This is a genomic window from Klebsiella sp. BIGb0399, assembly GCF_003752615.1.
In the GTDB taxonomy this organism is placed as follows: Bacteria; Pseudomonadota; Gammaproteobacteria; order Enterobacterales; family Enterobacteriaceae; genus Klebsiella; species Klebsiella lignicola.
Genome location: NZ_RKHT01000007.1, coordinates 550,586 through 570,841, shown reverse-complemented (window position 1 = coordinate 570,841; position 20,256 = coordinate 550,586). Strand labels below are relative to the sequence as shown.

At 58.9% G+C, this 20,256-nt stretch carries 19 protein-coding genes; 13 read left to right on the top strand and 6 right to left on the bottom strand.

From position 1 onward, the window contains the following. The first annotated feature begins 133 nt into the window (after positions 1–133). From EDF82_RS17340 to EDF82_RS17325, 4 genes are read left to right on the top strand one after another with little or no spacing between them, the layout of a single operon-like run. Positions 134–1,051, top strand: coding sequence for a metal ABC transporter substrate-binding protein (locus tag EDF82_RS17340; RefSeq protein ID WP_123756756.1), 918 nt, complete (start codon positions 134–136; stop codon positions 1,049–1,051). Next, complete coding sequence (locus tag EDF82_RS17335) at positions 1,048–1,869, top strand: manganese/iron ABC transporter ATP-binding protein (protein ID WP_123756755.1); 822 nt, start codon at positions 1,048–1,050, stop codon at positions 1,867–1,869. Before EDF82_RS17340 ends, EDF82_RS17335 begins: the two co-directional genes overlap by 4 nt. Further along, a complete protein-coding gene (gene sitC / locus EDF82_RS17330; protein WP_123756754.1) occupies positions 1,866–2,714 on the top strand; it encodes an iron/manganese ABC transporter permease subunit SitC in 849 nt (282 codons plus the stop codon). The genes EDF82_RS17335 and sitC overlap by 4 nt, the downstream gene beginning before the upstream one ends. Next, complete coding sequence (locus EDF82_RS17325; protein WP_187042435.1) at positions 2,708–3,553, top strand: metal ABC transporter permease; 846 nt, start codon at positions 2,708–2,710, stop codon at positions 3,551–3,553. Before sitC ends, EDF82_RS17325 begins: the two co-directional genes overlap by 7 nt. Positions 3,554–3,657: 104 nt before the next feature. Here EDF82_RS17325 and EDF82_RS17320 read toward each other — a convergent pair whose 3' ends face one another. Continuing rightward, on the bottom strand, positions 3,658–4,008 hold the full coding sequence (locus EDF82_RS17320) for a nitrous oxide-stimulated promoter family protein (RefSeq protein ID WP_123756753.1): 351 nt from the start codon (positions 4,006–4,008) through the stop codon (positions 3,658–3,660). Between the two features lie 75 nt (positions 4,009–4,083). After that, positions 4,084–4,377 (bottom strand): SelT/SelW/SelH family protein, encoded by a 294-nt coding sequence (locus EDF82_RS17315; protein ID WP_123756752.1) that lies wholly within the window; start codon positions 4,375–4,377, stop codon positions 4,084–4,086. 215 nt (positions 4,378–4,592) lie between these two features. Here EDF82_RS17315 and EDF82_RS17310 point away from each other — a divergent pair, with 215 nt between their 5' ends. From EDF82_RS17310 to EDF82_RS17290, 5 genes are all read left to right on the top strand, one after another. Next, a complete protein-coding gene (locus EDF82_RS17310) occupies positions 4,593–6,962 on the top strand; it encodes a TonB-dependent receptor domain-containing protein (RefSeq protein WP_123756751.1) in 2,370 nt (789 codons plus the stop codon). Between the two features lie 75 nt (positions 6,963–7,037). Next, positions 7,038–8,069, top strand: coding sequence for a hemin-degrading factor (locus tag EDF82_RS17305; RefSeq protein WP_123756750.1), 1,032 nt, complete (start codon positions 7,038–7,040; stop codon positions 8,067–8,069). Beyond that, a complete protein-coding gene (locus tag EDF82_RS17300) occupies positions 8,066–8,884 on the top strand; it encodes a hemin ABC transporter substrate-binding protein (protein WP_123756749.1) in 819 nt (272 codons plus the stop codon). Before EDF82_RS17305 ends, EDF82_RS17300 begins: the two co-directional genes overlap by 4 nt. Further along, positions 8,884–9,879, top strand: a complete 996-nt coding sequence (locus tag EDF82_RS17295; RefSeq protein WP_123756748.1) for an iron ABC transporter permease — start codon at positions 8,884–8,886, stop codon at positions 9,877–9,879. The genes EDF82_RS17300 and EDF82_RS17295 overlap by 1 nt, the downstream gene beginning before the upstream one ends. A 1-nt stretch (position 9,880) precedes the next feature. Beyond that, positions 9,881–10,660 carry a heme ABC transporter ATP-binding protein gene (locus tag EDF82_RS17290; RefSeq protein WP_187043084.1) on the top strand — a complete coding sequence of 260 codons (780 nt, stop codon included), beginning with the start codon at positions 9,881–9,883 and terminating at the stop codon, positions 10,658–10,660. A 90-nt stretch (positions 10,661–10,750) separates the two neighbouring features. On the opposite strand, the gene EDF82_RS17285 is transcribed toward EDF82_RS17290, so the two are convergent. Then, positions 10,751–11,227 (bottom strand): GNAT family N-acetyltransferase, encoded by a 477-nt coding sequence (locus EDF82_RS17285; protein WP_123756746.1) that lies wholly within the window; start codon positions 11,225–11,227, stop codon positions 10,751–10,753. A 92-nt stretch (positions 11,228–11,319) separates the two neighbouring features. Here EDF82_RS17285 and EDF82_RS17280 point away from each other — a divergent pair, with 92 nt between their 5' ends. Then, positions 11,320–12,252: a LysR family transcriptional regulator gene (locus EDF82_RS17280; RefSeq protein WP_123756745.1), complete on the top strand. Its 933-nt coding sequence runs from the start codon at positions 11,320–11,322 to the stop codon at positions 12,250–12,252. Between the two features lie 273 nt (positions 12,253–12,525). Then, positions 12,526–15,093, top strand: coding sequence for a DNA mismatch repair protein MutS (gene mutS / locus EDF82_RS17275; RefSeq protein WP_123756744.1), 2,568 nt, complete (start codon positions 12,526–12,528; stop codon positions 15,091–15,093). A gap of 89 nt (positions 15,094–15,182) precedes the next feature. Here mutS and EDF82_RS17270 read toward each other — a convergent pair whose 3' ends face one another. Then, positions 15,183–16,070 (bottom strand): LysR family transcriptional regulator, encoded by an 888-nt coding sequence (locus EDF82_RS17270; RefSeq protein WP_123756743.1) that lies wholly within the window; start codon positions 16,068–16,070, stop codon positions 15,183–15,185. A 109-nt stretch (positions 16,071–16,179) separates the two neighbouring features. On the opposite strand from EDF82_RS17270, the gene EDF82_RS17265 reads away from it, so the two are divergent. Then, on the top strand, positions 16,180–17,394 hold the full coding sequence (locus EDF82_RS17265) for an MFS transporter (RefSeq protein ID WP_123756742.1): 1,215 nt from the start codon (positions 16,180–16,182) through the stop codon (positions 17,392–17,394). After that, a complete protein-coding gene (locus EDF82_RS17260) occupies positions 17,391–17,768 on the top strand; it encodes a DUF4440 domain-containing protein (RefSeq protein WP_123756741.1) in 378 nt (125 codons plus the stop codon). Before EDF82_RS17265 ends, EDF82_RS17260 begins: the two co-directional genes overlap by 4 nt. 65 nt (positions 17,769–17,833) lie before the next feature. Here EDF82_RS17260 and rpoS read toward each other — a convergent pair whose 3' ends face one another. Beyond that, complete coding sequence (rpoS, locus tag EDF82_RS17255; protein ID WP_123756740.1) at positions 17,834–18,826, bottom strand: RNA polymerase sigma factor RpoS; 993 nt, start codon at positions 18,824–18,826, stop codon at positions 17,834–17,836. A gap of 217 nt (positions 18,827–19,043) precedes the next feature. After that, positions 19,044–20,168, bottom strand: coding sequence for a murein hydrolase activator NlpD (gene nlpD / locus EDF82_RS17250; protein ID WP_123756739.1), 1,125 nt, complete (start codon positions 20,166–20,168; stop codon positions 19,044–19,046). Between the last annotated feature and the right edge of the window lie 88 nt (positions 20,169–20,256).

Genomic DNA, 20,256 nt, shown 5'->3' with positions numbered 1-20,256 from the left:
GATACCCTTGTGGTGCTAATCATTACCACGTCATCTAAATAATAATCATTTTCATTTATAAATAGCCTATGCTATATAACATAGCAATGGCTATAAAAGATGATTAATTAACCACATCGCAATGAGGGATCTTATGCTGCATTTGCCGTCGCTGAAACATCTGCTCTTTACCACGCTGCTGGCCGTCATGACCATCGCCCCGGCTCAGGCGAACGAAAAATTCACCGTGATCACCACCTTTACGGTGATTGCCGATATGGCGCAAAACGTCGCCGGCGATGCAGCCCAGGTCAATTCGATCACCAAACCGGGCGCCGAGATCCACGAATATCAGCCCACTCCAGGTGACATTAAGCGCGCTCAGGGGGCGCAACTGATCCTCACCAACGGCCTTAATCTGGAACTGTGGTTCGCCCGCTTCTATCAGCATCTGAAAGGGGTGCCGGAAGTGGTGGTCAGCAACGGCATTCAGCCGATGGGGATCAGCGATGGCCCCTATAACGGTAAGCCCAATCCCCACGCGTGGATGTCGATGGATAATGCGCTGATCTACGTCGATAACATTCGCGACGCGCTGGTGAAGTACGACCCCGCGCATGCCGATACCTATCGCCAGAACGCCGAGGCCTATAAAGAGAAAATCCGCCAGACCATGGCGCCGCTGAAAGCGGAACTGGCCCGGCTGCCGGAAGATAAGCGCTGGCTGGTGACCAGCGAAGGCGCCTTCTCCTATCTGGCCCGCGATAACGGGCTGAAGGAGCGCTATCTGTGGCCGATCAATGCCGACCAGCAGGGCACGCCGCAGCAGGTGCGTAAAACCATCGACACCATGAAAAAAGAGCATATCCCGACTATCTTCAGCGAAAGCACCATCTCTGACAAACCCGCGCGTCAGGTGGCCAGAGAAGCCGGCGCCCACTACGGCGGCGTGCTCTATGTGGACTCGTTGAGCGCCGCCGACGGCCCGGTTCCGACCTATCTGGACCTGCTGCGCGTCACCACGCAAACCATCGTCCAGGGCATCAACGACGGCCTGAGGAAACAGCAATGAGTACAGACATCGCCGGCCTTGCGGTCAACCAGGTCAGCGTCACCTATCGCAATGGCCACACGGCGCTGCGCGATGCGACGTTCAGCGTCCCGCGCGGTTCAATTGCCGCGCTGGTCGGGGTCAATGGCTCGGGGAAATCAACGCTGTTTAAAGCGCTGATGGGTTTTGTTCGCCTGTCCCACGGCGAGATTGCCATTCTTGGTCAGCCGGTCAATCGCGCCCTGCGCCAGAACCTGGTGGCCTATGTACCGCAGTCTGAGGATGTGGACTGGTCCTTCCCGGTGCTGGTGGAAGATGTGGTGATGATGGGCCGCTACGGACACATGGGTTGGCTGCGGCGGGCCAAGGCCGAGGATCACCAGCGCGTCGATGCGGCGCTGGCGCGGGTCGGCATGAGCGAGTACCGCCATCGGCAAATCGGCGAGCTTTCCGGCGGGCAGAAAAAGCGGGTGTTTCTTGCCCGCGCGATTGCTCAGCAAGGCCAGGTGATTCTGCTCGACGAACCGTTCACCGGCGTTGATGTCCAGACCGAAGCGCGGATCATCGCCCTGCTGCGCGAACTGCGCGATGAAGGCTGCACCATGCTGGTCTCCACCCATAATCTCGGGTCGGTCAGCGAGTTTTGCGATTATACGGTGATGGTCAAAGGTACCGTGCTGGCCAGCGGGCCGACGGAAACCACCTTCACCGCCGGAAACCTCGAGCGCGCGTTCAGCGGCGTCCTGCGCCACGTGGTGCTCAGCGGCGGTGAAACCCAGGTCATTACTGACGATGAACGTCCGTTTATCAGCCGCCGGGCGACGGGCGGTGAAAAGTGAACTGGCTGCTTGAGCCGTTTGGCTATCAATACATGCTGAATGCGATGTGGGTATCGGCACTGGTTGGCGGCGTCTGCGCTTTTCTCTCCTGCTACCTGATGCTGAAAGGCTGGTCGCTGATTGGCGATGCCCTCTCCCACTCCATCGTGCCCGGCGTCGCCGGGGCGTATATGCTGGGTCTGCCCTTTGCCGTCGGCGCGTTTCTCTCCGGCGGGCTGGCGGCGGGCAGCATGCTGTTTCTCAACCAACGGTCGAAGCTGAAAGAAGACGCCATTATCGGCCTGATATTCTCCTCGTTCTTCGGCATCGGGCTGTTTATGGTCTCCCTCAATCCGACCTCGGTGAATATCCAGACCATTATTCTCGGAAATATTCTGGCGATTGCACCGGAGGATATTATTCAGCTGGCGGCCATCGGATCGATTTCAATGGTGATACTGCTGCTGAAATGGAAAGATCTGATGGTGACCTTTTTCGATGAAAGTCATGCCCGCTCCATTGGCCTCAACACCACCGGGCTGAAGCTGCTGTTCTTTACCCTGCTGGCAGCCTGTACCGTGGCGGCCCTGCAAACCGTGGGCGCCTTCCTGGTAATTTGCCTGGTGGTCACCCCCGGCGCCACCGCCTGGCTGCTGACCGACCGCTTTCCGCGCCTGCTGGCAATTGCCGTGGCCATTGGCAGCCTGACCAGCTTTTTCGGCGCCTGGCTAAGCTACTATCTCGACGGCGCCACCGGCGGCATTATCGTGGTGGCCCAGACGCTGATCTTTTTAATCACCTTTGTGATGGCGCCTAAACACGGTCTGCTGGCTAACCGTCGCCGCGCCCGGAGGTCTTCATGCTGATAACAACCCTCCTCGAACCCTTCCAGTTTTCGTTTATGGTTAACGCCATCCTGGTGGCGACGATTGTCGCCGTCCCGTGCGCGCTGCTGTCGGTATTTCTGGTGCTGAAGGGCTGGGCGTTAATGGGAGACGCCATGAGCCACGCGGTCTTCCCCGGCGTGGTGGTGGCCTACATTATCGGTATTCCGTTCGCCATCGGCGCTTTTGTCGCCGGCCTGTTCTGCGCCGTGGCCACCGGCTATCTCGACGATAACAGCCGCATCAAGCGCGATACCATTATGGGCATTGTCTTTTCCGGGATGTTTGGCGCCGGGCTGGTGCTGTACGTTTCGATCCAGTCGGAGGTCCATCTCGACCACATTCTGTTTGGCGATATGCTGGGGATTTCCGCGAGTGATATTGGGCAAACGTCGGTGATTGCCTTAATGATTACGCTGATCGTCGGGTTAAAATGGCGTGATTTTGTATTGCATGCCTTCGACCCGCATCAGGCCAAAGCCAGCGGCTTGCGCTGCGGGCTGCTGCACTACGGGCTGCTGTGCATGATTGCGCTGACCATCGTGGCGACGCTCAAGGCGGTAGGGATTATTCTGTCGATCTCGCTGCTGATTGCCCCCGGCGCCATTGCGCTGCTGCTGACCCGACGGTTTGTCAGCGCGCTGCTGCTGGCGGTGGGCATTGCCGTTAGCTGTAGCTTCGCCGGCGTCTGGCTGTCGTTTTATCTGGATAGCGCACCGGCGCCGACAATCGTGGTGCTGTTCAGCGCGCTGTTCGTGATTACCTTTGTCGGTACGTCGGTTCGTGATAGTCGGACCCAGGCGACCGTAAGTGGTGGTTAGCAGTCAGAATACGCTTCCCGGAGGCGGCGCGTTGCGCCTATCCGGGCTACCCCATCGCACCTGCCAGTAGCCCGGACAGATGCGCAGCATCGCCTCCGGGGAAATCACCGCGACTTTTTCGGGCGGTATTTCTCCGGTAGCTCCGGCACCGGGCGTTTATCATCAATCAGATGGCGAAGGGTCAGCATCGGGTGCCGCCAGAGCATGCGCGGCCCGGCCCAACGCATGATCTGCTTCATCTCTTCGCGTTTTTGCGGCTGGTAGCAGTGCACCGGGCACTGCTTGCAGGCCGGTTTCTCCTCGCCAAACACGCACTTATCCAGCCGCTTATCCGCATAGGCGTTCAGCGCCTGATAGTGCTCCGCATCGCCCTGCGCATCCGGGCAGCGGCGCTGGTAGAGCGCAATCAAGCAACGAATGGTCTGTTTCTCACGGTCGATGCGTTTTCCTGCCATGGCCTTTCCCCTCAATAAAGATGCAAAAATAATACACCTTTAACGTCCGGGCCGCAGCCGTTTTTCCCCTGCCGCTTACGCCGGGTCGGCCGGTTTATCCACGTGCCCCAGCGCTTTTTCCGGGAAGCAGACATCGCGAACCCGGCGCTTCAGCTCGGCGGCATCCGGGAAGCCCTGATCCTGTTTGCGCTCCCAGATTTGTACCTCGTCCACGTGGATCGTGAAGATCCCTCCGGTTCCGGGAACCAGCTTCACCGAGGCGATATCGGTGCTGAAAGTATGCAGCAGCTCCTGCGCCATCCAGCTGGCGCGCAGCATCCAGTTACATTGCGAACAGTAGTTGATGGTGATGTTGGCTTTATGGCTCATGGTTATCTCACGGTGACTGAAAGGGTAAATTGTAAACAGGTTGCAGAATAAATGAGGAATAATTGAAGATCTTGTTGCAAATGATAATGCCTATTATTACCATTCGCAATCAATAAGCATGGAGAATACGGTCCGCCAGGGAAACAACGGGACTAACCTGCAAATCTGGAAGTAACGCGTGAGCCGATACTAATAATTATCAAGGCGTGGCTACTATGTATAAATCCACTCAATCACCTGTCTGGTTTAAAAAAAGCCTGCTGGTGACTTCTTTGCTCGCAGCAATGTATCAGACCACCGCCGGGGCGGCTGATACCACCACCCAAACTTCGATCAACGATGCTTCGTCCGATACGACGGAGCAGATGACGGTCACGGCACCTGCGCCGGTGCTCAAGCCGGGCAGCGAACATTCGGTTAGCGCCCAGGAACTGCAGGATAAAGGGGCCAAAGACTTTGGCTCCATCATGCGTTATGAACCGCTGATTGGCGCAACCGGCGCCAGCGGCGGCTCGGGCAACGGCAAAAGCGGCTTCGACCGCGGCGGCTACACCGGGTATAACATTCGCGGGCTGGAAAGCAACCGCGTCGGTATTGACGTCGACGGCATCGCCCAGCCGGACGCCACCGGGCGCAGCTACGTCAGCCGCGCGGGCCTGAATACCTTCGGCATCGGCCGCGATTATATCGACCCGTACATGTACGGCAGCATCGATATTCAGTCCGGCGCGACCTCGACTGAAACCGTGAATACCTCGATCGGCGGGAATGTCTCGTTCCAGCCGAAATCGGCGGATGACTATCTGCATCCGGGAAAAACCAGCGCGTTTGGTTACCGCAGCGGCTATGACTCGGCGGATCGCAGCTGGCATAACGGCGTGACCGTAGCGGGCGGCGATGAAACCCTGCGCGGCATTTTCGTCTACAGCCGCCGCGATGGCCAGGAAACGGAAAATAACAGCGGGACGGTTGATGCGTACCCGGCAAACTGGCACTCCGATGCGTTTATGGCCTCCGGGATCTGGCAGCCGAACGACGAACATAAGCTGACCAGCACCTTCGATTACTACCACAAAACCAACCATACCCATTACGACGCGTGGGATTCCAGCGGTAACAGCGTTATCGGCACGTCTAACCAGACCAGCCAGACTCGTCGCTGGGGCATCAGCCTGAAAGACGACTGGACGCCGATGAATGACTACATCGACAGCATGTCGACCAAAGTCTATTACCAGCACACCGAAGCCCACGACTGGACCTACATGCCGGACAGCACCTCCCTGGCGATGGAAACGGTCAACTCCAACTACGATACCGACACCTGGGGCTTCCAGACCGCGCTGGCTAAGTCGATCGGTCGTCACGACCTGAGCGCCGGCCTGAACGCCAGCACCACCAAAACTCAGCGTCCGTTTAGCCAGTCACCGGTACCGAGCGTCTACACCGCGATCATGCAGCCGGAAGCGGACAGCCGCGGCTACACGCTGGGCGGTTTCGTGCAGGACAAGATCAACTTCGATCTGGATAGCCACAACTTTGCGGTGATCCCGGGCGTGCGCGTGGTGCATCAATCCACCAAGCCTGAGAACCTCAGCTCGCTGACCACTAACAGCAGCGTGTTGACCGAAGACTCGGTTGCCACCCTGTACGGCAAAAACTCCGACACCCAGGTCTTGCCGTCCTTAACCTTCCAGTACGACATTACGCCGCGCGCCATGACCTATCTGCAATATAAGCGCGGCGCTGAATTCCCGAATGCCAGCCAGCTGTACGGCTCGTGGAACCTTGGCTCCAGCTATGCCGGCCGGGCGCAATATGCGCTGATCGGTAACACCGATCTGAAAACCGAAACCAGCGATAACTTCGAATGGGGCTTAAAAGGTGAAGTGGTGGAAGGGATCACCATGCGCACCGCGCTGTTCTATAACAGCTATAAAAACTTCATCGCCTATAGCCGCTATACGCGCTCCGGCAACCCGGATAAGTTCAGCAACGTACCGTCGAATATCTACACCATCTATCAGGCGGAAAACCGTGATAAAGCCTATATCTACGGTGGTGAAATCAGCGCGAAGTTCAACTTCGGCACCTGGTTTGAAGAGGTTAACGGCCTGAGCGCGACCCTCGCCTACGGTTATAACGAAGGCAAGTCGAAATCCAGCTACAGCGGCGACAAATATGTCGACATCGATAGCGTTGCGCCAATGAAAGCGATTGTCGGCGTGGCATGGGATGACCCGGCCAAACGCTACGGTACCGCGCTGACCGCGACCTTTGTGAAAGGTAAGCAGGCCACCGCCACCAACCGCGAAAGCTACACCAACACCGGCACCGCGATCACCGATTCCACCAGCGAATACATGCGCGTACCGGGCTATGGCATGCTGGACTGGACCGCTTACTGGCAGGTGGCGAAGAACGTGCGCCTGAACGGCGGCGTGTACAACATTACCGATCGTAAATACTGGGATTACCTGAGCAGCCGCAATATTGAGACATCCACCAACCAGGATGCCAACGATAAAGCGCTGGCGGTCATGCCGGGCCGAACCTGGCAACTGGGCGTGAACGTCGACTTCTAATCGCCGCCATAATAATAAACCTGCTCCCCGGCCTGACGAGGCCGGGGATATTCATCGTAGAGAAGGATGTGAATTATGCAAAACGCGCAAAACGACCTGTGGCAGCGTTATCAGACCGCCAAAGCCAACTCATCCGCCAAATATGCGCGCGATATCGCCGCCGAAATGGCGATCAGTGAAGCCGAACTGACCGCCGCGCGCGTCGGATACGACGCCACGCGCCTGCAGGATGACGCACGGGTGCTGATTGCCGGGCTGGAAAGCGTCGGCGAGACCAAATGCATCTGCCGTAACGAATATGCGGTCCATGAACAGGTTGGCCAGTTTACCCACCAGCATCTTAACGGCCACGCGGGGCTGGTTCTCAACCCGCGCGCGCTCGATCTGCGCCTGTTCCTCAGCCAGTGGGCCAGCGCCTTCCACCTGAACGACAACGGTCGTCAGAGCATCCAGTTCTTCGACCATCACGGCGACGCGCTGCTGAAGGTCTACACCACCGAGCAGACCGATATGGCGGCGTGGGATGCGCTGGTTGCCGGGCACAGCCAGACGGCTGCGCAAGCGCTGGCTCTGCGCCCGGTCGATGCCCCTCGCTACGCGGATTCCGCCGACGGCGCCGCGCTGGAAAACGAATGGCGCGCCATGACCGACGTGCATCAGTTCTTCGGGCTGCTGCGCAAATACAACCTCTCGCGCCAGCAGGCATTCCGCCTGGTCAACGACGACCTGGCCTGCCGCATTGATAATGATGCCCTGCCGCGTCTGCTGGAGACCATCCGCGAAGAAGGGAACGAGATCATGATCTTCGTTGGCAACCGCGGCTGCGTGCAGATCTTTACCGGCGCGCTGGAAAAACTTACGCCGATGCGCGGCTGGCTGAACATCTTCAACACCGCCTTTACCCTGCACCTGCGCGAAGACAGCATCGATGAAGTGTGGGTGACCCGCAAGCCCACTTCAGATGGCCATGTCACCAGCGTGGAGCTGTTTGCCCAGGACGGAACCCAGATTGCCCAGCTGTACGGACAACGCAGCGAAGGTCACCCGGAGCAAGCAACGTGGCGGAGCCAGGTTGACAGCCTGACGACGCAGGGACAAACCGCATGAAATACTGGCTGATGTTATGTGCCGCATTGCCGCTGTGGGCCCATGCGGCGACCGAGCGTATCGTGTCGCTCGGCGGCGACGTAACGGAGATCGTCTATGCCCTGCAGGCGCAACAGCAGTTGGTCGCCAAAGACAGCACCAGCACCTGGCCTCCCGCCGCGCATTCGCTCCCGGATGTGGGTTATATCCGCCAGCTGAATACCGAAGGGATCCTCTCTTTGCGCCCGACGCTGGTGCTGGCGAGCGCACAGGCCCAGCCTTCGCTGGTGCTGAAAAAGGTGCAGGAGAGCCAGGTGAAAGTGGTCAATATTCCCGGTGGAAACGACCTCGCGGCAATTGATAGCAAAATCGCGGCCGTGGCCGAGGCGCTGGGCAAAGAGGCGGAAGGCAATACGCTACGCCAGACGGTCGCCGCTCAAATCGCCCGAATACCGACGCAGCCCATCAACAAGCGGGTGCTGTTTATTCTCAGCCATGGCGGCATGAACACCATGGTGGCCGGGAAACAGACCTCGGCGGACGGCGCCATTCGGGCGGCCGGGCTGCAAAACGCGATGCAGGGTTTTGACCACTATCGCAGCATGTCCCAGGAAGGGGTGGTGGCCAGTCTGCCGGACCTGGTGGTGATCTCCGCCGATGGCCTCAAAGGCATGGGTGGCGAAGCCGGATTGTGGAAACTGCCCGGTCTCGCGCAAACCCCGGCCGGTCGCAACAAGCAGGTGCTGGTGATTGATGATATGGCCCTGCTCGGCTTTGGCCCACGCACGCCTGAAGCCGTCAGCCAGCTGCGCCAAAAAGCGGAGCAGCTCCCCTGATGCGCCCCACCACCTCCCGCTATCTGTGGTTAATGGTGCTCCTGCTGATCGGCCTGACGTTGTTCGCCACGACCCTCGGGGCGATGCCGTTGCCGATTGCCAGCCTGTGGCCGCCCGGCGATGAGATGCTCCGCCATATCTGGCTGACCATTCGTCTGCCACGGGTGCTGCTGGCGCTGCTGGTGGGCGCCGCGCTGGCGCTCTCTGGCTGTGTTATGCAGGGGCTGTTCCGCAACCCGCTGGCGGATCCCGGCCTGTTGGGGATCAGCAGCGGCGCGGCGCTGGCGGTCGCCTGCTGGCTGGTGCTGCCGCTGTCGGTTCCGGTACTGGTGGCGCTGTATGCCCCGATGCTGGCGGCATTTATCGGCAGCATGGCGGTGATGGTGGTGATTTTTATCCTCAGCAAAGCCGGGGATGGTTCACTTTCGCGGCTGCTGCTGGTCGGCATCGCCATTAACGCGCTGTGCGGCGCGCTGGTTGGCGTGCTGGCGTGGATCAGCAACGATACCCAGCTGCGCCAGCTTTCGCTATGGGGGATGGGCAGCCTCGGGCAGGCCGAATGGTCGACGCTGCTGGTGGCGGCCACCTTAATGATCCCCGCGTCGGCGTTCGTCTGGCTGATGGCATCGCGCCTTAATCTGCTCCAGCTTGGCGATGAAGAAGCGCACTATCTTGGCATCAACGTCCGGGCGTTGCAGCGGCTGTTGCTGCTGTGCAGCGCGCTGCTGGTGGCCTCGTCGGTGGCGATCAGCGGGGTGATTGGCTTTATCGGCCTGGTGGTGCCACACCTGATGCGCATGTGGCTGGGGCCAGACCATCGCGGGCTGGTGCCGGGGTCGCTGCTGGCCGGGGCGATTTTGCTGCTGCTGGCCGATACCCTCGCCCGCACCGTCGCGGCACCGGCTGAAATGCCGGTCGGTCTGTTGACCAGCATGCTCGGTGCGCCGTGGTTTTTGTGGCTTATTTTTCGCCAGCAGAGGGCAACTTATGGCTAACCTGAATCACGCTTACAGCGCCACCTCGCTCTCTCTGCAACTGGGTCAACGCCGGGTAATCGATGATGTCTCGGTGCAGCTGCACACGGGAGAGGTGACGGCGCTGATTGGCCCGAACGGCGCCGGGAAATCGACGCTGCTCCGGCTGCTGACCGGTTTTCTGGTCCCGGATGACGGCCAACGCCAGGTGGAAGGCCGTCCGCTGGAAAGCTGGTCGCCCGGTGCGCTCTCCCGCCGCCGGGCGGTGATGCTGCAGCGCACGCAGCTGCAGGCCGACTGGCCCGTTGAAACGGTGATCGCCATGGGGCGCTCGCCGTGGGGGAAAAACCCGGACCCGCAGATGATCCAGCAGGTGATGGTGGAAACCGGCTGCGACCATCTGGCTGGCAGGCGCTACCCGTCGCTTTCCGGTGGCGAGCAACAGCGGGTGCAGCTGGCACGCAGTCTCGCCCAGCTGTGGCATGAAAACGCCCCTCAGGGCTGGCTGTTTCTTGATGAGCCGACTTCGGCGCTGGATCTGTACTATCAGCAGCACCTGCTGCGCCTGCTTAAACGACTGACCCGCAGCGGCCTGCTACACGTCTGCGTAGTACTGCACGATCTCAATCTCGCCGCGCTTTGGGCGGACCGAATTCTGCTGCTGCATCAGGGCAAACTAGTGGCTCAGGGCACGCCGCATGAGGTTATCCGCCAGTCGGTGATCGGCCGCTGGTACGGCGCCGACGTGCGCCTCGGCGAGCACCCGGATATCGCCATCCCGCAGGTCTACCTGGCGCCGTAAACCTCAAACGCCAGCGCCTTGCTGACGGAGGCAAAACCGGTCCATCCGCGAAACTCCGCTTCGGCGGAGTTTTCTTTGTTTAGCGCAGGGTCATTCGGCAAACTTCAGCAGCGCCTCACCATCCAGACGATAGCGTACCCACTCAGATTGCGGCAATGCGCCGATGCTCAGGTAAAAATCGATAGCGGGCTGGTTCCAGTCCAGCACGCTCCATTCAAGGCGGCCGCACTGGCGCTGTACCGCGCATTGCGCGATATGCTTCAGCATCGCCCTGCCTGCCCCTTTGCCGCGATATTCAGGGGAGATATACAAATCTTCCATATAAATACCATTGCGTCCAAGCCAGGTGGAGTAGCTGGTAAAGAAGACGGCATAGCCTACTGATGTTCCGTCAATTTCGCAGATGAGCGCTTCGGTCTTGCTGTCTGCGCCAAATAGCGTTTCGCGGATCTCATCTGGCGTGGTAACGACCTGCTCCGGGGCTTTTTCATACACCGCCAGCTCATAGATCATATCGTAAATCGTGGTGACGTCTTCCGGGCGGGCCTGGCGAATCCTGATGCTCATAAATTTTCCTGTCATTGCGGTCTGGCGTGAACATTGATGGCGCTAAGCATAAGGGTTATTGTCAGGAGAATTAAGTGCAATGAAATCACGTAATGATGAATATTATGCATCCGGCGCTGCGGCGTATTGATTTAAATCTCCTGCCTGTTTTTGATGCGATCTATCGTCATCGTTCGGTTCGCCTGGCGGCGGATGAGCTGGCAATGAGCACCTCGGCGTTGAGCCACGCGTTATCGCGACTACGGCTCTCCCTCAATGACCCGTTGTTTTATCGCGAAGGCCACCGGATGTGCCCCAGCGTGTATGCGATTCAGCTCGCGCCGACCCTGGCCGCGGCGCTAAAACTGCTGAACCAGGAGCTGACGCCCCAGCCGAAATTTGAAGCTGCCAGCAGTACCGAGTGCTTACATATTGCGATTACCGATTTTACCGCGTTCTGCATTTTCCCGGCCCTGATGCAAAAGCTGCAGCATGCCGCGCCGGGCCTGCGCTTTGAGCTCCGCTATCTGCCGCACAGCCCGGCATTAACCGAATTGCTGGCGGGCGAAGTGGATCTGGCGCTTGGATTCAGTACGGCAGACGATATCCGGCATCCGGAGCTGGATGAGCTCAGCTGGTTCGAGGATGAGTACGTCGTCATCAGCAATACCCGGCGCACAGCGCTGACGCTGGAGGATTATCTCGCCGCCCGGCATCTGGTGGTGACGCCCTGGAATGAGAAGCTGGGGGTGCTGGATTTACAGCTGGAACAGATGGGATATACCCGCCAGACCACCATCAAAACACCGTCGATGCTTAGCGCACCGTTTATCGTGGCGGAAAGCGACCTGCTGCTGGCGATCCCCCGTTTTGCCGCGACGAAGCTGCTTCCGGCAGCGGATATCAGGATCTTCCCGCTACCGTTTGAGATCCCAAGGTTTGAAGTGAAAATTTACTCACACAAGCGCAGCGGCAAGCGCGATGTAACCCACTGGTTGAAGGAAATCCTGCAGGCACTGGCATACGAGGTCGGGTCGCAAACATAAAGGCGGGCCGGTCCCATTCGCTGATAACCATAGCCAGCTGTTATACATGGCCATTACCCTCTGACGAGAATACTCTTCGCTGGATTCGATTCGCGTTTTTCGTCAAACTGACGGCATGCCAGTAACGCCTGGCGCAACGCAGCGAACGTCAGATATGACAGCAAGAATATCGTTGCGGGCCAGGCGAGAAAATTTGCGGGTTTATGTGGATTTACAGGGATTGAGCATGGGCCACATAAGCACTAGAAAGACTAAAAAAAGAGTAATACCACTATGACTGAAGCCACAGACAAGGACTTCTCCAACCACACGCCCATGATGCAGCAGTATCTGAAGCTGAAAGCTCAGCACCCGGAGATCCTGCTGTTCTACCGGATGGGTGATTTCTACGAACTGTTTTATGACGATGCCAAACGCGCTTCGCAGCTGCTGGATATCTCGCTGACCAAACGCGGCGCCTCAGCGGGCGAGCCGATCCCAATGGCCGGGATCCCCCACCATGCGGTGGAAAACTACCTCGCGAAGCTGGTGAATCAGGGCGAGTCGGTGGCGATTTGCGAACAGATTGGCGATCCGGCCACCACCAAAGGGCCGGTCGAGCGCAAAGTGGTGCGCATCGTCACCCCCGGCACCATCAGCGATGAAGCGCTGCTGCAGGAGCGTCAGGATAACCTGCTGGCCGCTATCTGGCAGGACAGCAAAGGCTTTGGCTATGCCACTCTGGATATCAGCTCCGGCCGTTTTCGCCTCAGCGAACCGGCAGACCGCGACACCATGGCCGCAGAACTGCAGCGCACCAACCCGGCCGAACTGCTGTACGCCGAAGATTTCGCCGAGTCCGCGCTGATCGAAGGTCGTCGCGGCCTGCGCCGTCGTCCGCTGTGGGAATTTGAAATCGATACCGCCCGTCAGCAGCTGAACTTACAGTTTGGCACCCGCGACCTGGTCGGCTTCGGCGTCGAAAATGCGCCGCGCGGCCTGTGCGCCGCCGGCTGCCTGCTGCAGTACGTCAAAGATACCCAGCGCACCTCCCTGCCGCATATTCGTTCCATCACCATGGAGCGTCAGCAGGACAGCATCATCATGGATGCCGCAACCCGCCGTAACCTCGAGATTACCCAGAACCTGGCCGGCGGTTTCGACAATACCCTGGCATCGGTGCTCGACTGCACCGTGACGCCAATGGGCAGCCGCATGCTGAAACGCTGGCTGCATATGCCGGTACGCGACACCAAGGTGCTCGTTGAACGTCAGCAGACCATCGGCGCCTTGCAGGAGTACTACAGCGACCTGCAGCCGGTTCTGCGTCAGGTCGGCGATCTGGAACGTATCCTGGCGCGACTGGCGCTGCGTACCGCACGCCCTCGCGATCTTGCCCGCATGCGTTACGCGTTCCAGCAGCTGCCGGCCCTGCGTGAAATGCTGGCTGACGTCAGCTGCGCGCCGGTTCAGCAACTGCGCGACAAAATGGGCGAGTTCAGCGAACTGCGCGAACTGCTGGAGCAGGCGATTATCGAGTCGCCGCCGGTGCTGGTGCGCGACGGCGGAGTCATCGCCCCGGGCTACAATGAGGAGCTCGACGAATGGCGGGCCCTGGCAGATGGTGCCACCGACTATCTTGATAAGCTGGAAATTCGCGAGCGTGAACGTCTGGGTCTGGACACCCTGAAGGTCGGCTACAATGCCGTTCATGGTTACTACATCCAGATCAGCCGCGGCCAGAGCCAGCATGCGCCGATCCACTACGTCCGCCGCCAGACCCTGAAAAACGCCGAGCGCTACATTATTCCGGAACTGAAGGAGTATGAAGACAAGGTTCTGACCTCGAAAGGCAAAGCCCTGGCGCTGGAGAAGCAGCTCTACGAGCAGCTGTTCGACATGCTGCTGCCGCACCTGGCCGACCTGCAGCAGAGCGCCAGCGCGCTGGCTGAGCTCGATGTGCTGATCAACCTCGCCGAGCGCGCCGAAGCCCTGAACTACTGCTGCCCGACCTTTAGCGACAAGCCGGGAATTCGTATCACTGAAGGCCGCCACCCGGTCGTCGAGCAGGTGCTGAAAGAGCCGTTCATCGCTAACCCGTTGAACCTGGCACCGCAGCGTCGGATGTTGATTATTACCGGGCCGAATATGGGCGGTAAAAGTACCTATATGCGCCAGACCGCGCTTATCGCGCTGCTGGCCTATATCGGCAGCTATGTGCCGGCAGAGAAAGTCGAGATCGGTCCCATCGATCGTATCTTTACCCGCGTCGGGGCAGCGGATGACCTGGCAAGCGGTCGTTCAACCTTCATGGTTGAAATGACCGAAACCGCCAATATTCTGCATAACGCCACCGAGCACAGCCTGGTGCTGATGGACGAAATCGGCCGCGGCACCTCCACCTACGACGGCCTGTCGCTGGCGTGGGCCTGTGCGGAAAACCTCGCCAATAAGATTAAGGCGCTGACGCTGTTCGCCACCCACTACTTCGAGCTGACGCAGCTGCCGGAGAAAATGGAAGGGGTCGCCAACGTCCATCTGGACGCGCTGGAGCACGGCGACACCATCGCCTTTATGCACAGCGTGCAGGATGGCGCGGCCAGCAAGAGCTACGGTCTGGCGGTTGCCGCGCTGGCCGGCGTGCCGAAAGAGGTGATCAAACGTGCACGCCAGAAGCTGCGCGAACTGGAGAGCATTGCCCCCAACGCGGCGGCCACTCAAGTGGACGGCACCCAGATGTCGCTGCTGTCGGCTCCGGAAGAGACCTCCCCGGCGCTCGAAGCGCTGGAGCATCTTGACCCCGATACGCTGACCCCGCGCCAGGCGCTGGAGTGGATTTATCGGCTGAAAAGCCTGGCCTAATCCCTCTCCTCCTCTGAGCGTCACTCCCGGGCGCACGGCACCGCGTCGCCCGGGGATGCACCGCAGGAGTGGCCGAAGACGCCTGCAGATTACCCCACCCTTTGGCGTAAAAAATCGATGAACGCCCTGACCTTAGTCGGCACGTGCCGCGCGTCCGGGTAAACCGCATAGACCCCCTGCGGCGGAAAACTTAGCTCCGGCAGCAGATGGATCAAACGCTGCTGAGCCAACGATGCGGCCACCAGCCACTCCGGCAACAGCGCCACGCCGCTGCCGGCGATAGCGAAGGCCATCAGCGCATTGGCGCTGTCCGCCGACAGACGCGGGGTCTTTTTAATCTCAAAATCAATAACCTTGCGATCCCGACCGCTGAGCTGCCAGCGTAGCGGGGTTTGCAACCGCTCGTGAATAATCCACTCGGCCTGGGCCAGGTCTTCAAGCGCTGCCAGCGGATGCTGCGCCAGCCACGCGGGTGCAGCAACGGGCAGGATCGCAAAACGCGAGATCAGCGCCGCGCGGTAGCGCGAGTCTGCCAGCGTCCCGAGGCGAATGGCGACATCAAAACGTTCGGAGATTAAGTCGGCATGATGCGAGGATGAAACGTGGCGCACGCGCAGCGCCGGGTGCAGCCGGCTAAACTCGGCCAGCGTCGGAATAATCACCTGTGCTCCGTACTCCGGGGTGGTGGTAATGCGCAGCTCGCCGCTCAATCCGGCGTGGCCGGCCCGCACCTCATCCTGGAGATTTTCCGCCGCCTTCAGCAGCCCGACACCGCGCTGATAGAACACCGTCCCCGCGTCCGTCAGGGTCAGCCGTCGCGTGGAGCGTAAAAGCAGAGTGACGCCAAGCTCGCTCTCCAGCTGGCGCACATTAAAGCTCACCACCGCCTTGGTCTGGGCCAGGGCCGCTGCCGCCGCGGTAAAACTTCCGCAGTCCACCACCGCCACAAACATGGCCATACGTTGCAGATTCAGCATGCTAATTCAGCTTATTGTCAAAAATTTTCAGACAGTATATCCCGCTTCGCCGCGTTTATCCGCCCGACGCAGGGGTTTAGAGTAGCGACCTTCTTAACCGGAGATCGCCATGACCTATCGCAGCAAGGTTGCCACCGTTTTTCTGCTCGGTTTTTTTCTCGACTTAATCAATATGTTTATCGCCAGCGTTGCCTTTCCCGATATGAGCCGGGCGCTTAACGCCTCCGTGGGGGAACTCACCTGGGTCAGCAACGGCTACATTGCCGGGCTCACGTTAGTGCTCCCCTTTAGCGCCTGGCTTGCGCAGAGATTTGGCGCCCGACATGTTTTTCTGCTGTCGCTGCTGCTGTTCAGCGCGGCGGCGCTGGGTGCCGGAATGGCGGAATCGCTGAGCACGCTGATTTTCTGGCGCGCGCTGCAGGGGATGGGCGGCGGGCTCTTAATTCCCGTCGGCCAGGCCATGACCTGGCAGTACTTTCACAGCCACGAGCGAGCAAAGCTCTCGGCCGCGGTGATGCTGGTCGGGCTGCTGGCTCCCGCCTGCTCTCCGGCGCTTGGCGGGCTGCTGGTGCAGACGTTCAGCTGGCGCTGGGTCTTCTTTGCCAGCCTGCCTGTGGCTTTTCTGACGCTTACCTTAGCCGCCTTCTGGCTTAAAGAAGAGGCAAAAACGACGCGTCCGGGACGCTTTTTACACCTGCCGCTGCTGGCCGACCCGCTGCTGCGCTTCGCGATGCTGATTTACCTCTGCGTCCCCGGCATCTTCATTGGCATCAACGTGGTCGGCCTGTTTTACCTGCAAACCCTCACCGGCATGTCGCCTTCCGCCGTCGGCTCGCTGATGCTGCCGTGGTCGCTGGCATCGTTTGTGGCGATTACGCTGACCGGCAGATACTACAATCGATTCGGCCCCCGACCGTTTATTATCAGCGGATGTCTGCTCCAGGCGGCGGGGATCCTGCTGCTGATTGGCGTCGGCCGGCAGACTTCGGCGAGCACGCTGATAAGCGCCTTCACGCTGATGGGCGCAGGCGGTAGCCTGTGCAGCAGCACGGCGCAAAGCAGCGCCTTTTTGAATATCGCCAATCACCACCTGCCGGACGCCAGCGCGCTGTGGAATATCAACCGCCAGCTCAGCTTTTTAGCCGGCGCGGCGCTGCTGGCAACGCTGCTCAGCGTCCTGCTCCACCATTATCCCACCGCGCAGGCATGGCGCGGGGTGTTTATGACCGCAGCCGGGATCACCCTCATCCCCCTGCTGAGCTGCCTGCGATTCGACAACCGGGCGCTGATCCTGCGCCTGCATAGCAAAATGGAGAACAAATGAGCGCATATTTTGACGAAGTTATTGATGCCCACGTCGTGATTGAAAACTGGTTAGGCCGCAAGGAAGGGAGCGCGGCGGCGTTAATGGCGCGCTTTACCCACGATTTTACGCTGCTGACCACCGGCGGCATTTGTCTGGACCAGCCAAAGGTCAGCGACTTTTTCCAGCAGGCCGGCGGCAGCCGCGCGGGCCTGAAGATCGCTATTGATAGCCTCACGGAGCTTGCCCGCTGGCACGACGGTGCGGCGGTTCTTTATCGGGAAACGCAGACCCTTCCCGGGCAGGCGCCAACGGTGCGCTGGTCAACGGTCGTGTTCAGGCTGGAGGGTGAGCGGATTTTGTGGCGCCACCTGCAGGAGACCTGGCAGGGGTAAAGTCAGGCTGACTACAAAAGGAAAAGGCCCAATCTTTCGAGCGGGCCTTTTTGAGAGAAAATGTCTTATTCGCGGAATAGCGCTTCGATGTTCAGCCCCTGGCCTTGCAGGATCTCCCGCAGGCGGCGCAGACCTTCAACCTGAATCTGACGAACGCGTTCGCGGGTCAGACCGATTTCACGGCCAACATCTTCAAGCGTAGCGGCTTCATAACCCAGCAAACCGAAACGACGGGCCAGCACTTCACGCTGCTTGGCGTTCAGTTCGAACAGCCATTTAACGATGCTTTGTTTCATATCATCGTCTTGCGTGGTGTCTTCCGGACCGTTGTCTTTCTCATCGGCCAGAATATCCAGCAGCGCTTTTTCCGAGTCACCACCCAGCGGAGTATCCACCGAGGTAATGCGCTCGTTCAGACGCAGCATACGGCTCACGTCATCAACCGGCTTATCCAGCTGTTCGGCAATCTCTTCCGCACTCGGCTCGTGGTCCAGTTTATGGGACAACTCACGGGCGGTACGCAGATAGACGTTCAGCTCTTTAACGATATGGATAGGCAAACGGATGGTACGGGTTTGGTTCATGATCGCCCGTTCAATCGTTTGACGGATCCACCAGGTTGCGTAAGTTGAGAAACGGAAACCACGTTCCGGGTCAAACTTCTCAACCGCACGGATCAGCCCCAGGTTGCCCTCTTCAATCAGATCCAGCAGCGCCAGACCACGATTGCTGTAACGACGAGCAATCTTCACCACCAACCGCAGGTTACTTTCGATCATCCTGCGGCGTGATGCGACATCACCACGCAACGCGCGACGAGCGAAATAAACTTCTTCTTCCGCCGTCAGCAGTGGGGAATAACCAATCTCACCAAGATAGAGCTGTGTCGCATCAAGCACGCGTTGTGTTGCGCCTTGCGACAGGAGATCTTCCTCAGCCAGATCGCTATCACTGGGTTCCTCTTCTACTAAGGCTTTCTCATCGAAGGCCTCGACTCCGTTCTCATCAAATTCCGCGTCTTCATTTAAATCATGAACTTTCAGCGTATTCTGACTCATAAAGATGGCTCCTACCCGTGATCCCTGAGCAAAGCACCTTCGCGATTACCCGTCATACTTCAAGCTGCATGAGCGTTAGCTTTCCTGCAACTCGAATTATTTAGGGTATATATCAATCAAACAACGCCAGGACGGAAACTTTTGCCCCACTGAAGGGGCGATGACAACCGGCCTGACGCCAGTAAACTGATATGACGCTTATCCGTACTCTGCCAAATTATCGCTGCGGTAAATATTGCAGCGGGTTGACGGATTTCCCCTTGTAACGAATTTCAAAGTGTAATCTTGTAGAGCTGGTGCCGGTGCTACCCATGGTAGCGATTTTCTGCCCCGCTTTAACTTCCTGTTGCTCCCGGACCAGCATTGTATCGTTATGAGCGTAGGCACTCAGGTAATCATCGTTGTGTTTGATGATAATAAGATTACCGTAACCGCGCAGCGCATTACCGGCATAGACGACGCGACCATCAGCTGTCGCGACAATAGCCTGTCCCTTACTGCCTGCAATATCAATCCCTTTATTGCCGCCTTCGGCACCACTAAAGTTTTCGATAACTTTGCCGTCAGTCGGCCAGCGCCATGCGGAGATCGGCGAACTGGTTGACGTACTGCTTGCAGTCGGTTGGGTAGTGCTGACAGCTGGAGCCGTAACCGGCGCAACGGTGGTCGTCGCAGGTTTATTGTTCGGCAACATCTTATTAGCATTCTGTTCACCTGAAGATTCAGAATACGTAATAGTTGGTTGCGACGCAACCACTGCGGTGGATTTTTGTGCAGAAGTTGCGGCCGCCGTCATACCGCCGCTGGACTGTGCGCTGGCCTGAGCAACCGCGTTATCGCCGGTAATCGGCTGGCCGGCAGAGTTGCCAACCTGCAGCGTCTGACCGACGTTCAGGCCATACGGTGCGGGGATATTATTACGCTGGGCAAGGTCACGGAAATCGTTGCCGGTAACCCATGCAATATAGAACAGCGTGTCGCCGCGTTTCACGGTGTAAGTGCTGCCACCGGTGTAGCTACCTTTCGGAATATCGCCATATTTACGGTTATAGACGATCTTACCATCGACGGTCTGCACCGGCTGTTGCGCGACAGGCTGAACCTGCGTTGTCGGCGTCTGAACCGGCTGAATCTGCGGTGCGGTCTGTACCGCTGTGGAGGATCCTGTTGGCGACGGCGGGGTAATCAGCATCCCGGAATTGGTTCCGGAAGAAGAGGCTCCACCCGCAGAACTAACCGGTGCAGGCGGGTTATTGTTATTTGAACAACCTGCCAGCCAGAGTGAAACCAGTGATAATGCCGCAATGCGACTTAAGGTAAATTTTGGGCTTCCCGCGCTCATTTATCCCCCAGGAATATGTTAACTGCCAATATCTTGCTTACCGGGCAACACCCGGCCAGGACACTGAAAATGTGTCCACCCTACGCCT